This is a genomic window from Roseomonas aerilata DSM 19363 (genome assembly GCF_000711725.1).
GTDB lineage: Bacteria > Pseudomonadota > Alphaproteobacteria > Acetobacterales > Acetobacteraceae > Roseomonas > Roseomonas aerilata.
In genome coordinates, this window is the sequence record NZ_JONP01000003.1 from 48,321 (window position 1) to 62,727 (window position 14,407).

Annotated in this window: 12 protein-coding genes; 11 read left to right on the plus strand and 1 reads right to left on the minus strand. The window is 73.0% G+C overall.

What is annotated here, in order from left to right; genetic code table 11:
* From BO39_RS04505 to BO39_RS29645, 11 genes are all read left to right on the plus strand, one after another.
* Complete coding sequence (locus BO39_RS04505) at positions 1-843, plus strand: NAD-dependent epimerase/dehydratase family protein (RefSeq protein WP_043830523.1); 843 nt, start codon at positions 1-3, stop codon at positions 841-843.
* Positions 844-848: 5 nt separating this feature from the next.
* Complete coding sequence (locus BO39_RS04510) at positions 849-1,688, plus strand: aldose epimerase family protein (protein ID WP_043830524.1); 840 nt, start codon at positions 849-851, stop codon at positions 1,686-1,688.
* A 61-nt stretch (positions 1,689-1,749) separates the two neighbouring features.
* Positions 1,750-2,613: a hypothetical protein gene (locus tag BO39_RS33910; protein WP_211257383.1), complete on the plus strand. Its 864-nt coding sequence runs from the start codon at positions 1,750-1,752 to the stop codon at positions 2,611-2,613.
* A complete protein-coding gene (locus tag BO39_RS33915; protein WP_245614957.1) occupies positions 2,610-3,767 on the plus strand; it encodes a DUF3140 domain-containing protein in 1,158 nt (385 codons plus the stop codon). Before BO39_RS33910 ends, BO39_RS33915 begins: the two co-directional genes overlap by 4 nt.
* Positions 3,768-3,819: 52 nt before the next feature.
* On the plus strand, positions 3,820-4,956 hold the full coding sequence (locus BO39_RS04530; RefSeq protein ID WP_043830526.1) for an FAD-dependent oxidoreductase: 1,137 nt from the start codon (positions 3,820-3,822) through the stop codon (positions 4,954-4,956).
* Positions 4,953-6,542 (plus strand): acyl-CoA dehydrogenase family protein, encoded by a 1,590-nt coding sequence (locus BO39_RS04535; RefSeq protein ID WP_052401486.1) that lies wholly within the window; start codon positions 4,953-4,955, stop codon positions 6,540-6,542. The genes BO39_RS04530 and BO39_RS04535 overlap by 4 nt, the downstream gene beginning before the upstream one ends.
* A gap of 102 nt (positions 6,543-6,644) precedes the next feature.
* Entirely contained in the window at positions 6,645-8,192 is a 1,548-nt protein-coding gene (gene crtI / locus BO39_RS04540; protein ID WP_052401488.1) for a phytoene desaturase family protein, read from the plus strand.
* Between the two features lie 2 nt (positions 8,193-8,194).
* A complete protein-coding gene (locus BO39_RS04545) occupies positions 8,195-9,811 on the plus strand; it encodes a phytoene desaturase family protein (RefSeq protein ID WP_169742728.1) in 1,617 nt (538 codons plus the stop codon).
* A 2-nt stretch (positions 9,812-9,813) separates the two neighbouring features.
* Positions 9,814-10,608, plus strand: coding sequence for a lysophospholipid acyltransferase family protein (locus BO39_RS04550; protein WP_043830530.1), 795 nt, complete (start codon positions 9,814-9,816; stop codon positions 10,606-10,608).
* A 45-nt stretch (positions 10,609-10,653) separates the two neighbouring features.
* The gene (locus BO39_RS04555) at positions 10,654-11,748 is read left to right on the plus strand and encodes a glycosyltransferase family 2 protein (protein WP_043830533.1); all 1,095 of its coding nucleotides are present in this window, start codon (positions 10,654-10,656) and stop codon (positions 11,746-11,748) included.
* Complete coding sequence (locus BO39_RS29645) at positions 11,745-13,370, plus strand: squalene/phytoene synthase family protein (protein ID WP_052401490.1); 1,626 nt, start codon at positions 11,745-11,747, stop codon at positions 13,368-13,370. The genes BO39_RS04555 and BO39_RS29645 overlap by 4 nt, the downstream gene beginning before the upstream one ends.
* Positions 13,371-13,493: 123 nt before the next feature.
* Here BO39_RS29645 and BO39_RS04570 read toward each other — a convergent pair whose 3' ends face one another.
* Entirely contained in the window at positions 13,494-14,168 is a 675-nt protein-coding gene (locus BO39_RS04570) for a phosphoribosylanthranilate isomerase (protein ID WP_084697874.1), read from the minus strand.
* Positions 14,169-14,407: the final 239 nt, after the last annotated feature.

The following is a 14,407-nucleotide window of genomic DNA, read 5'->3' on the forward strand; positions in this document are numbered from 1 at the left end:
ATGACCGACAAGACACGCCCCGTCCTGCTCACCGGGGCGTCCGGCAACCTCGGCCGCGCGCTCGCGCCCGCGCTGACCGCGGCCGGCTACACGCTCCGCCTGACCGACATCGCCCCCTTTCCGGACGCGGTGCCGGCCGGCGCCACCTTCACGAAGGCGGACCTGAACGACGGCCCGACCATCCTGCGCCTGGCCGAGGGCTGCCAGGCGATCCTGCACTTCGGCGGCGTCAGTACCGAGCAGGCCTTCGAGGTGGTGCTCGGCCCCAACATCCGCGGCCTCTACCACATCTACGAGGCCGCCCGGCGGGAGCGCGCCCGCGTCCTCTTTGCCAGCAGCAACCACAGCATCGGCTTCCACGAGCGTCCGGCCGGCAACGCGGAGCTGCTGGACGCCGACTGCGCCTTCCGCCCGGACGGCTTCTACGGCCTCTCCAAGGCTTATGGCGAGCTGATGGGCCGGCTCTACTGGGACAAGCACGGGGTGGAGAACCTCAACCTCCGCATCGGCTCCTCCTTTCCCGAGCCGGTGGACGCGCGGATGCTCTCCACCTGGCTCTCCTACGCGGACCTCGCGCGGCTGATGGAGCGCTTCCTGGAGGCACCGCGCATCGGCCATGCGGTGGTCTGGGGCGCCTCGAAGAACCCCGCGACCTACTGGGGCGGCGATCACCGCGACCGCATCGGCTGGGAGCCGCAGGACACGGCCGAGGCCTTCCGCGACAAGGTCGGCGGCAAGGTCTCGGGCGACCCGGTGACGGAGCGCTACCAGGGCGGCGGCTATACCGCCATGGACTACACGCGAGAGACGCCCTCGCCGAAGGACCAGTTCTCGCTGGACTAGGCGGGATGATCGAGATCGCCGGCGGCGAGTGGCGGGCCGGCCTGCTGCCCGCGCGCGGCGGCGCCCTGGCCCGCCTCACCCATGCGGGCGAGGACGTGCTCGTCCCCTTGCCCGAGGGCGCGGATCCCAACGACAGCTGGGCCGGCGCCTTCGTCATGCTGCCCTGGACGAACCGGCTGGACGAGGGGCGGCTGCCGCATCCGGGGGGCGTCGCGCATTTCCCGTGCAACCGCGTGGCCGAGCGCACCGCGCTGCACGGCCTCTCGCGCGAGCACGCCTGGGAGGTGGAGAGCGCCGGGGCGGACCGCGCCGTGCTCGTGCAGCGGATCGACATTGCGCCCTACCGCTACGTCGCGCGGATGGAGCTGCGGCTGGGCGCGGCCTTCGGCCTCGTGCTGACGGTGACGAATGACGGGGCGGAGGGGATGCCCTTCGGCAGCGGCTGGCACCCCTTCTTCGTCCGCCCAGCCGGCACGCGCATCGCCTTCCGCGCGAGCGGCATGATCGAGCGCGACGTCCGGAACCTTCCCGTCGGCCTCGCTGCCTCCGACGGCCTGGAAGGCGGCGAGGAGGCCTTTGCGGGGCAGGACACGCACTACACCGGCTGGGACGGCGCGCTGCGGCTCAATCTCGGCGCGCGCGCCTTCGCGATGACGGGCGAGGGCGCCTGGTCGCGCAACCTGCAGGTCTTCGCGCCGCGCGGCGCGGGCGTGATCTGCGCCGAGCCCGTGAGCCACGTGCCGGACGTGGCGAACCGTCCCGACTTCGCCTCCTTCGGTGACATGCGGCACCTCGCGCATGGCGCGGCGATCACAGGGGGAGTCTCGTTGATGCCCGTGACGTGATGCAACCGGCAACCTTCGGGAGCAGCACCGCGTTCGCCAGCGAACTGCGGAGATCCTCACCATGGCATCCGGCACGGCGCGCAGAACAGACCCGAAGCTCTGGGAGAAGGTGAAGGCGCGCGTCACGCGCGGCAGCAAAGGCGGCGATGCCGGCGAGTGGTCGGCGCGCAAGGCGCAGCTGGCGGTTGCCGAGTACAAGAAGGCGGGCGGCGGCTACGAGGGCGGCAAGAGCGCCGACAACCACCTCTCCCAGTGGACGGAGGAGGACTGGGGCACGAAGTCGGGCCGCGAGAGCGGGAAGACCGGCGAGCGCTACCTTCCCCGCAAGGCTAGGGAATCGCTGAGCAGCACGGAGTACGCGCGCACGACAGCAGCCAAGCGGCGCGACACGGCGGCTGGCAAGCAGTTCTCCCGCCAGCCCGCGGATGTCGCGCGCAAGACGGCGAAGGCGCGGGACACCGGCAAGGCGGCGCCGGCGAAGCGGGCGACCGCGGCGAAGCCGGCCGCGACGAAGGGCACCACCACGCGCCGCGCCGCGCCCGCCGCGCGCAAGCCGGCCGCGGCGGCGACGAAGCGCTCGCCCGCGGCCAAGAGGACGACGACCGCGCGCAAGGCATCCGCGACGAGCAGCACAACGCGCAAGCCAGCGACCCCGGCGGCGAAGCGCGCCCCGGCGGCGAAGCGCGCCCCGGCGGCGAAGCGCGCCCCGGCGGCGAAGCGCGCCCCGGCGGCGGAGCGCACCGCCCCGGCCGCCCGCAAGGCCCCGGCCAAGCGCCCGGCAGCGAAGGCAGCCACGCGGACCACCACCAAGCCGGCCGCCCGCAAGGCGCCCAGCCGGGCGGCGGCGGCCCGCGCTACCCCCGCGACGCGCCGCGTCACGACCAAGCGCCCCACCAAGGGCCCGAGCAAGGGGAAGACCCGGTGAGCGACGACACGACCGATCCGCAGGATCTCCTGCGCGCCTTCCGCGAGGCGGTGAACATGGAAGCAGCCGCGCTGCGCGACTGGCTCGAGACCGAGGAGAGCCGCTCCGTCGGCTTCGTCCGGGAGGGCGAGAGCGAGGCGGTGGGCCACGAGATGGGCCACCACATCGTCCGGCTGCTGGAGAACCCGCCCGAGGAACCCTCGGAGGAGGATCTCGCGCATATGCGCAAGGTGGTGGGCTATGTGCACCGCCACATGGCGCAGGGCCCGGCGGAGGATATCGAGCACTCCCGCTGGCGCTACAGCCTGATGAACTGGGGGCATGACCCCATGAAGGGGCCGGACGCGCGGCAGGACGCGCCCACCCCGGCGCGCAAGCCCGCGACGCGGCGAACGACCGCACGCAAGCCGGCTGTGCGCCAGCCCGTCGCGCGGGAGACCGCCGCGCGCCGTACTGCTCCTCGCAAGGCTGCGGCGCCCGCGGGCGCTCGCACCGCAAGGCCGGCGGGACGGAAAGCGAGCGCGGAGCCTTCGGCCACGAAGTCCACCAGGGCCGCGGGCACCAAGGCCTCGGCGACGCGGACGACGGGCGGGAAGGCGGGGGCAACGAAGGCCAGCGCCGGCCGCACTGCCGCGAAGGCCACCGCAAGCAGGGCTTCGGGCGGCAAGGCATCGGGTAGCGGCGCGGCGAAGGCCCCGGCGCGGCGGACGGCCGCCAAGGCACCGGCCACGGCGCGGCGCAGCACCGCCAAGGCCGCCACGAAGCCCGCCACGAAGCCCGCCACTCGGGGCGCGGCGGCGCGCACGGCGGCAAAGCCCGCGGCCCGTGCGACGAAGGCCGCCCCGGCCAAGCCGCGCGCCCCTGCGAAGGCACCCGCCCGGACGGCCAGGGCAGCCGCACCGAGTAAGGGGCGCGCGACGAAGGCCGCGCCTGCCAAGACCCCTGCCAAGGCCCCTGCGAAGACGCGCGCGACGAAAGCCGCCCCGGCGAAGGCTCCGGCGAGGGGCCGCGCGACGAAAGCTGCCCCGGCAAAGGCAGCCCCGAAGGGGCGGGCGGCGGCCGCCAAGCCGCGCGCGGGCCGCGCGGCCGCGCCGAAGACCACCGCCGCCCGCCGCACGACCACCCCGCGCAAGCCGCCCACGCGCCGCGGCTGACGGCCCGCCGCCCCGGTTGGCACCCGGGCGCGGCGGGGCGCAGTATGGGGGCATGCAGCGCGCGCTTGTCCTCGGGGCCGGGATCATGGGCCTCTCCGCCGCCTGGGCGCTGGAGGCCGCCGGCCATGCCGTGAGCGTGGTGGAGGCCCAGGAGGTGCCAAATCCGCGCGGCGCCTCGGTGGACGAACACCGCCTGATCCGCCACGCCTACGGCGCCGCCGCCGGCTACATGCGGATGGTGGACGAGGCCTACGCCGCCTGGGACGACCTCTTCGCCGCGATCGGGGAGCGGGCCTATGCCGAGACGGGCGTGCTCGCCCTCTCGGACGGCGCGAACGGGGAGGCGGACTGGTTCGCCGCCAGCCGCCGCGCGCTACGGGGCCACGCGCTGGCCGCCGAGGACCTCCGTCCCGACGCGCTCGAGGCGCGCTTCCCCTGGCTGCGCGCCGCCGGCGTCGCGGAGGGCTTCCACATGCCCCGCGGCGGCGTGCTCCTCGCGCGCCGCATCGTCGCTGGGCTCGCGCGGCACCTGCGGGCGCGGGGCGTCGCCTTCCACCGCGCGCGGGCGGTGGGGGTCGATCCGGCGCGCGCCAGCGTCACGCTGTCCGGGGGCAATACGATGGCCGCCGACATGCTCGTCGTCGCGGCCGGGCCCTGGGCGCCGCGCCTGCTGCCCGAACTCGCCGGGCGCGTGACGCCGTCGCGCCAGGTGGTGGTCTATCTCGAGCCGCCGCCCGCGCAGCGCGAGGCCTGGGTACGGGCGCCCATGGTGCTCGACCTCTCGGAAGCGGGCGGGTTCTACGCCGTGCCGCCGGTCGCCGGCACGGGGCTGAAGATCGGCGACCACCGCTTCTCCCTCCGTGGCGACGCCGAGGACCCGCGCGAGGCGACGGCGGAGGAGCGCGACGCCATCCTCGGCCTCGCGCTGCCGCGCCTGCGCGATGCCGGCGCCTATCGCGTGATCGAGGCCCGCGCCTGCTACTACGACGTGGCCGAGGGGGAGCGATTTGTGGTCGAGCCGCTCTCCGGCCGCTGCGTGGTCATGAGCGGCTTCTCGGGTCACGGCTTCAAGTTCGGGCCCGTGCTCGGACGGGCGGTCGCCGCGGCGCTCGGTGATCCCGCCCGCATGGCCGCCCTTCCAGGCTGGGCCGCGGGTGATGCGCAGCAGAGAGGGGATGTCGCCGCATGATGATGCCCGCCGCCGAGGCCCTGGCCCTCGCACTCAACCGCCTGCACGACCTGCCGGGCCTCTCCGCGCGGCTCGGCACGCCGCTCGCGGCCGATGACGTCGTGGCCATCCTGGAGGAGGCCGCGCGCTTCGCCGAGGAGCGAATCGCTCCTGGGCGAGTGGAGGCGGACCGCACGGGTTGCACGATCGAGAACGGCGTCGTCCGCACGCCACCCGGCTATGCGGCGCTGCTGGAGGAATGGCGCACGGCCGGCTGGCAGGGCATTGCGGCGCCGGAAGCCCAGGGCGGGCAGGGCCTGCCGCACGCGATGCTCACCTCGGTCTTCGAGCTGGCGACCTCCGCCGACATGGCCTTCGCCCTGATGCCCATGCTGACCGCGGGCGCCATCGAGCTGCTGGCGCACCACGCGAGCGAGGAGCAGGCCGCGCGGCTGCTGCCGCCCCTCGTCTCCGCCGCCTGGAACGGCACGATGTGTCTGACGGAGCCCCAGGCGGGCAGCGACCTCTCGGCCATCCGCACGCGGGCCGTGCCGGACGGCGCCGGCGGCTACCGGATCAGCGGTGGGAAGATCTACATCACCTGGGGCGAGAATGATCTCGCGGAGAACACGCTCCACCTCGTCCTTGCGCGCCTACCGGACGCGCCGCCGGGCTCGCGCGGCATCTCGCTCTTCGCCTGCCCGAAGGTGCTGCCGGACGGCCGGCGCAACGCGCTCCGCTGCGGGGGCATCGAGCGCAAGCCGGGCATTCACGCCTGTCCCACCTGCACGATGATCTTCGAGGAGGCGGAGGCCGAGCTGGTGGGCGAGCCGCACCGGGGCCTGGCCGCCATGTTCTCCATGATGAACGCGGCCCGCCTCGCCGTGGGGGTGGAGGGCGTCGGCCAGTGCGCCCGCGCGACCCTCCTCGCCGAGGCCTATGCAGCGGAGCGCGTGCAGGGCGGAAGGCCGATCGCCGAATACCCGGACGTGGCGCGGATGCTTTCCGAGATGCGCGCCGTGACCCATGCCGCGCGCCTGCTGACGCTCGACGCCGCGGTCTGCATCGACCGGGCGAGGGCAGGGGAGGCGGGCGCCGGATCGCGCCTCGCCCTTCTGATCCCTATCGTGAAGGCCTGGTGCACGGACCGGGGCGTGGAGGTCGCGAGCCTCGGCATCCAGGTGCATGGCGGCGCCGGCTATGTCGAGGACTCCGGGGCGGCGCAGATCTGGCGCGATGCCCGGATCGCGCCGATCTACGAGGGAACCAACGGCATCCAGGCGGCGGACCTCACCCTCCGCAAGATACCCCGCGCGCTGCCGGATTTCCTTTTGCTGGTGGAGGAGGCAGGGGCGGCCGACCCCGCCCTGCGCGCGCCGGCCGAGGCCCTGGCAGATGCCGCCCGGCGGCTGGCCGAGGCGCCGCCGGAGGTGGCGGGTGCTGCGGCCGTGCCCTTCCTCGACGCCGCCGGCTGGGTGCTCGGGGGTGGCTGGCTGGTCCGGGCGGCGGCGGCCGAGCCGGCGCTCGCGGCCGATGCCGGCTTCTTCCTTCGCCGCCTGCTGCCCCGGGCCGGGGCCCGGCTGGTCGAGGCGATGGCGCCCGCTTGATCGGCGGATGCCTTCGCATCGCCCGCGCAACCTGCTTCAACGAGCCCTTGCGCACGCGGCTTCCGCGCAAACATCCCCGGTGTCCCTGCCCGACGGAGTCCGATGAACGCCCTAAGCCGCCCCTCCTTGCGCCCTGAGCGGCCGCACGCCGTCGTCATCGGGGCGGGGCCCGGTGGACTGGCCTCGGCCATGCTGCTCGCGGCCCGGGGCCTGCGCGTCACCGTGCTGGAGAAGGACCGGGTGGTCGGCGGCCGCAGCCGCACGCTGGAGACGGAGGCGGGATACCGCTTCGACCTCGGCCCCACCTTCTTCCTCTATCCCCGCATCCTCGGCGAGATCTTCGCCGAATGCGGCACCCGGCTGGAGGACGAGGTGGAGCTGATCCGCCTCGACCCGCAGTACCGCCTTGTCTTCGAGGCCGCCGCCGGCAACGTCACCATCGACGCGACGCCCGACCTGGAGCGGATGGAGCGGGAGATCGCGAAGATCGACCCGCGGGACGCCGCGGGGGTGCGCCCCTTCATGGCGGAGAACCGCCGCAAGCTCGCGGCGTTCCGCCCGGTGCTGGAGCGCGCCTTCAGTAAGGCCGCCGACCTGATGGCGCCCGATATGCTGCGCGCGCTGCCGCTGCTCAAGCCGGGCCGCTCGGTCGATGCCGACCTGCGCCGCTTCTTCCGGGACCCGCGCACGCGGCTCGCCTTCTCCTTCCAGTCCAAATACCTGGGGATGAGCCCGTTCCGCTGCCCCAGCCTCTTCACCATCCTCTCCTTCCTCGAATACGAGCACGGCGTGTTTCACCCGCGTGGGGGCTGCGGCACGGTCGCGACAGCCATGGCGCGCGTGGCGGCCGATCTCGGCGTCGAGTTCCGCCTGGGCACGCCGGTGGACCGCATCACCTTCGAGGGCGAGCGCGCGACAGGGGTGGAGGCGGGCGGCACGCTGATCCCGGCCGCTTCCGTCGTTCTCAACGGTGACTTTGCCCATGCCATGCCGCGGCTGGTGCCCGACGCGATCCGCCGAAAATGGTCGGACAAGCGGATCGAGCGCTCGCGCTACTCCTGCTCCACCTTCATGCTCTACCTCGGGGTAGAGGGAGAGTTCCCCGGCCTCGCCCACCACTCGATCCTCCTCTCGGAGGGGTACCAGCGGAACATCACGGAGATCGAGCAGGGCATCGTGCCCGAGACGCCCTCCCTCTACCTGCACAATCCCACCGCGACCGACCCGAGCATGGCGCCGCCGGGGCATACAAGCCTCTACGTGCTCGTGCCGGTGCCGAACCTTACCCACGGGCACGAGTGGACGGAGGCGGACACTGTCCGCTACCGCAAGCTGGCGCTGGACCGTCTGCGCGGCCTCGGCGTGCCTGATATCGAGCAGCGCATCCGCTACGAGCGCATCGTAACGCCGCGCGACTGGCGGGACGACTATGCCGTGGGTTATGGCGCGACCTTCAACCTCGCGCATGATCTGCGCCAGATGCTCATGTTCAGGCCCGGTAACCGGTTCGGCGACACGAAGGGGCTCTACCTCGTCGGGGGCGGCACGCATCCCGGCTCCGGCCTGCCCGTGATCTACGAGGGGGCGCGGATCAGCGCCAACCTCCTGCTGCGCGACCTCGGCCGCGCACCCGTCTCCACGAGGATCTGAGCATGGCAAAGGTTGCCGTCATCGGCGGGGGCCTGGGTGGCCTTGCCGCCGCCTGTGTGGCCCAGGCCCGCGGGCACCAGGTGACGCTGTTCGACAAGAACGAGTGGCTGGGCGGCAAGGCCGCCGTTCTGCACCTCGACGCCCCCGCGACGCCCGGCGGGCGCAACGGCGGCAGCTTCCGCTTCGACATGGGGCCGACGATCCTGACGGTGCCGCGCGTGCTGCGCCGCATCTTCGCGGAGGCCGGGCGCGATCAGGCGCGCGACCTGCCGCTCGTCCGCCTCGACCCGCAGTGGCGCTGCTTCTTCGAGGACGGCACGCGCATCGACCTCTCCGAGAACGTCGAGGAGATGGCGTCCAAGATGGACGCCTTCGCGCCCGGCAACGGCGCGGGCTATCGCGCATTCCAGCGCGAGTCCGAGAACCTGCACCGCATCTCCGAGGGTTTCTTCTTCTGGAAGTCGGTCGAGGACCTGACGGACACGATGGACTTCCGGTCCAATATGCAGGCCGACACGCTGAAGGACGTGATGGCGCTGCGGATGGGCAAGACGGTGGCCAAGGTCATCCGCGGCCATGTGCCGGACGCGCGCCTCGCGCAAATGCTGGACCACTACACGCAGTATGTCGGCTCCTCGCCCTATCTCGCGCCCGCCGTCATCTGCGGCATCGGCGACATGCAGGCGAGCGAGGGGGTCTGGTATCCCGTGGGCGGCACACGCGCCGTGGCGGAGGGGCTGGCGAAGCTCGCGGAATCCCTCGGCGCGGAACTGCGTCCCTCGACCGAGGTGACGGGCCTCGACCTCCGCGACAACGGCACGCGCATCGCGGGCGTGATCGCCAAGGGCGAGACGATTCCCTTCGACGCCGTGATCTCGAACATGGACGCGATCCGCACCTACAAGGAGCTGGTCGGCGGCAAGCCGGGGCGCAAATACGAGAAGAAGGGCTTCAAGCCCGCCTGCTCCGGCGTCGTGCTCTATCTCGGCCTCAACAAGCGCTACGAGCATCTCGGCCACCACGACTTCGTCTTCTCGCGCGACGCGGAGGAGGAGTTCGACGCGATCTACAAGAAGGGCATCCCCGCGCCCGATCCCACCGCCTATCTCGCCGCCCCCTCGGGCACGGACCCGAGCGTGGCGCCGGATGGCGGGGAAGCGCTCTACGTCCTCGTGCACACCCCGCATCTGCGCCCTGGGCAGGACTGGTCGAAGATGCTGCCCGAGTACCGGCAGGTGATCCTCGACAAGCTCAAGCGCACCGCGGGCATGGAGGACATCGAGGAGCGCATCGTGGTGGAGCGGGCGCTGACGCCGCAGGACATCCACGAGCGCTACAAGGTGCTCGACGGCGCGATCTACGGCCTCGCCTCGCACGGTGCCTTCCTTGGCGCCTTCAAGCCGGGCAACCGCTCGCGGCAGGTGAAGGGCCTCTACCTCGCGGGCGGGGCGGCGCATCCGGGGCCGGGCATGCCGATGGTGATGATGTCCGGCTGGATCGCGGCCGACGCGCTCGACAAGGACATGGGCGGGCCCGGCATGTCCGAGGCAGCCCGCCGCGCCGGCACGCGCGACGCGGTGCTGGCGCGGATGGATGCCGCCATGGCCCCGGCGGAATAAGCATGCCCGCGCCGTCGCCCGTCACGCTCCGGGACGCGCGGCTCTTCGCCTTCTTCCACGTCGTCTTCTCGCGTCATTTCCGCCGGGGAATGGGCGCGCTGCGGGTGCCCCCCTGGGGCATCCCGGCCGAGTATCGCGGGCGGCCGCTGATCGTGCTGGCCAACCACCCCTCCTGGTGGGACGGGGTGGCCTTCATGCTGCTCTCGGCGCGCCTCTTTCCTAGCCGCCACGTCTTCATTCCAATGGCGGCGGAGGCGCTGGCGAAGTACCGCTTCATGCGCCGCCTCGGCGTCTTCGGCATCGAGCCGGGCGCGCGAGGGGCGGCGGCCTTCCTCCGCACCGCGAACGAGGTGCTGGCCGCGCCGCGCGCCATGCTCTGGATGAACGTGCCCGGCCGCTTCCAGGACGGGCGGGAGCGCCCGGTGGTCATCGCGCCCGGCGTCACGCGCCTGGCCGAGATCGCGCCCGGCGCCGTCATCCTGCCGCTGGCGCTGGACTACGTTTTCTGGACCGAAAGCCGGCCGGAAATGCTGGCCGCCTTCGGCCCCCCGATGGAGGCGGCCGACCTCCTGGCACTCGACCGCGAGGCGCGGGAGGGCGCGCTGCGCGAGGCGCTGACCGCCACGATGGACCGACTGGCGGCCGAGGCCATCACCCGCGACCCCGCCCGCTTCGAGGTCGTCGCGGCTGGCGCGGAGGGGATGGGCGGGTTCTACGACCTCTGGCGCCGCTTCCGCGCCCTGCTGCGCGGCCGGCGCTTCGACCCCCGGCATGTGCGCGACGCCAAATCCGGCTAGACTGCCCCGCGTGACGCCCGAAGCAGCCAATGGGGAGGATGCGCGGTGATCGACATCCTCTCCCTTCTCATCGCGACCTTCCCCGCCAGCATGACGGCGGCCAACCTGTTCCTGCTCGGCCGGGCGGAGGGGGTGCCCGCGCCGGATACCCTCGTCTCGGTCCTCATCCCCGCACGGGACGAGGCGGCGAATATCGGCGCCTGCCTCGACGCCGCGCTCGCCAGCACGGGCGTCGCGGTCGAGGTGCTGGTGATGGACGACGGCTCGACCGACGGCACCGCCGCGATCGTCGCCGCGCGGGCGGAGGCGGACCCGCGCCTGCGCCTCCTCCGCGCTCCGCCGCTTCCGCCGGGGTGGACGGGGAAGGTGCATGCCTGCGCCCGGCTGGCCGAGGCCGCGCGGGGGACGCACCTGCTCTTCATCGACGCCGATGTGCGCCTCGCGCCCGACGCCGCCGCGCGCATGGCGGCCCATGCCCGCGCGAACGGCCTGGCGCTCGTCAGCGGCGTGCCCCGGCAGATCCTGGGCTCGCTGGGGGAGGGGATCACGGTGCCCGCGATCAACCTCATGATGCTCGGCTACCTGCCGGGGGCCGGCCGCGCCTTTACCGAACACCCCGCCATGGCCGCCGCCTGCGGCCAGCTCCTGATGGCCGAACGCGGTGCCTACGAGGCCGTGGGCGGCCACGCGGCCTTCCGCCACCGCTTGCACGACGCCATGGCCCTCTCGCGCAACCTGCGCGAGGCCGGTCGCCGGACGGAGGTGGTGGACGGCAGTCCCCTTGCCGAGTGCCGCATGTATTCCGGCTTCGCTGAGGCCTGGCGCGGCTTCATCAAGAACGCCCGCGAGGGTATGGCCACCCCCGCCGGCCTGCCGGTCTGGACGGTGCTGCTGGCCGGGCCGCATCTTCTGCCGTGGCTGCTGCTGCCGAGCCCCTGGGCTGTGGCGGCGCTGGTTCTTTCCTTTCTCACCCGCGCAGCGATCACGATCCGCGTGCGCGAACCGCTCTGGACCATTCCCCTGCATCCCCTGACCGTCGCCGTCGCCCTCGCCATCCAGTGGACTGCCCTCATCCGCTCCGCCCTCGGTCGCCCCGCGGGATGGAAGGGTCGGGCCTATCAGCCGGCGGACGGGCTGTGAGCGCGCAGATGGCCCCGGAGATGGAGGGGGTCGCCGCCGGGGCGCCGACGCGCGGGCCGGACAGCGAGAACTTCCCCGTCGCCTCCCGCCTGCTCTCCCCGGCGGTGCGGGCCAAGGTGCTCGCTTTCTACCGGGTGGTGCGCCTCTCGGACGACATCGCGGATAGCCCCGACCTCGACCCCGCCGAGAAGCTGCGGCGGCTGGACGCGATCGAGGCTGCCCTCGACGGCGCCCCTGGCGTCCCCGAGGCGGCGGCGCTGCGGGCGAGCGGCGCCGGGGTGGAGGAGGCGCGCGCCATGCTCACCGCCTTCCGCCGCGACTCCCGCAACGAGGGCTGTGAGGACTGGGCAGGGTTGGTGGACTACTGCGCCTATTCCGCCGTGCCTGTCGGCCGCATCCTGCTCCGCCTGCACGGGGAGGGCCCGGCGCCCCAGCCCGCGGCGGATGCGCTCTGCATCGCGCTCCAGGTTCTCAACCACCTCCAGGACATGGGCGAGGACCGCGCGCAGATCGGCCGCATCTACCTGCCGCGAGCCTGGATGAACGAGGTCGGGGGCGAGGCGGCGGTCTTCAACGAACCGGCGCCGCGCCGCGCCCTGCTCGACGCCTTGCTGGACCGCTGCGAGGCGCTGCTCGACATCGCGGCCGCCCTGCCGCACCGCCTGCAAAGCCGTCGCCTGGCCCTCGAATCCGCCACCACCATCGGCTGCGCGCGGCGGCTGCTGGCGCGGCTGCGCGCGGCCGACCCCATGGCCGGCCGCGTGGCGTTGACGAAGGCGGACGCGCTGGCGGCGCTGCTCGCCTCGCCGCGCCCGGCCTCCGACGCGGCGGTGGTGCGCGCGGCGGTCGCGCGGGCGGGCTCCTCCTTCTCCCGCGGCATGGCCTCGCTGCGCGGGGAGCGGCGGCGGGCGCTCTACGCCGTCTATGCCTTCTGCCGCGCGGTGGACGACATCGCCGACGGCGCCGCCCCCTTCACGGAGAAGCGCCGCTTCCTCGCGGAGTGGCGCGCGAAGCTCGACGCGCCCGACTGCGCCCTCTCGCGCGAACTGGCCTGGGCCCGGGCCCGCTTCGACCTGCCGCACTCAGAATGCATCGCCATGATCGAGGGCATGGAGACCGACGCCGCGCCCCGGCTGCGCCTGCCGGACGAGGCGGCGTTGGAACTCTACTGCCGCCGCGTCGCCGGCAGCGTCGGGGCCATGTCAGTGCGGATCTTCGGCGCGCCGGAGGCGGTGGAGTTCGGCCTCGCCCTCGGCCGCACCCTGCAGCTCGTCAACATCCTGCGCGACATCGACGAAGACGCGGAGCGGGACCGGGTCTACATCCCTCTCTCCTGGCTCGGCCCCGATGCCTCCCCGGCAGAGCTTCTCGAGCGCCCCGACCTGCACGAGGCCTGCCACCGCCTGCTCGGCCGCGCCGAAGCCGGGTTCGCGGCGGCCGAGGCCGAGCTGACCTCCGCCAATGCCGGCCCGCTGCGGCCCGCGCGGGTGATGATGTGGGCCTATCGCCGCATCCTCGACCGCCTCGTCGCCCGCGGCTTCCACCCCCCGCGCCTCCGGCCGCGGCTGGGCACGGCGGAGCGGGCGCGGCTGGCGGCGATGGCGCTCGGCTGGGGGGGATAATAACCGTCCCGGTGAATGACCGTTTACGGCCTCTTGAGTCCTCCCGAACAAGGCCCGGACCTGGGGACATGGAGGGGGGTTCCGGGGCTTGCTACAAACCGGTGACGCCGCACCTTTTTCGGCCTAGCCGCCGGCCAGCTCCGCGTCGGCGCGTTCGGCGGCGAGTACGAAAGCCCTCAGCTTGGCGGCATCAAGGCGTCCGCTGGTTCGAACACCGGAGCACAGGTCCAGCCCAAACGGGCGCACCTGCCTTATCGCGTCGCGAACGTTGGCGGCGGACAAACCGCCAGCCAGGAAGACCGGCCTTTCGCTCGCCCTCACGAAGTCGGCGCTGACCGCCCAGTCATGGCAGCGGCCGGTGCCGCCAAGTTCGGCAACCACGGCATTAGGCCTGCCGGAGTCGAGCAGGAAGGCATGCACGTAAGGGCTGTACGCCGGGATCAACTTCAGGGCTTCCGGCCCTTCGACATGAATAACCTGCACTCGGCGCACATGAGGCTCCACCGCTGCCAGCCGTGCCGCCTCCACCGGAGCGATGTGCGAGACCACCTGCACGGTTGAAGGCCGAGTGGCCCGGATGTGCGCCGAGATGGTGTCCGCCGTTGTTTCGGAGGTCAGTAGGAAGGTCGCCACCGGTGGTGGCACCATGGCGGTGATTTCCGCAATCGTCCCGTCCGCGATGGGGCCAGGCCCCGAGGGCATGCGCGCAACCAGGCCCAACGCGTCGGCGCCAGCCTCGATCGCGACCATGGCCTCCTCGACGGAGGAGATGCAGCAAACCTTGATCCGTGTCCTCATGGGAAAGCTCATGTTCTTGCCTGACGCCGAGCGCAACGCTCGCTTCCAGGCTACACAGCCGACTTCACGAACGTGCTCAGGCCGGTTGGTAGCAGTTCCTCCGCCCCTCACCCAAATTGTCGGCGTCACCATACGGGCGCCCTCGAGCTGCCGCTCCGCCCCCGACCGGACCACACCATCAAGGGCGAACGCAGAGGGCTCGCAGTTGGGTCCGCTCGCAGGGCCGGAGCGGTCGTTCA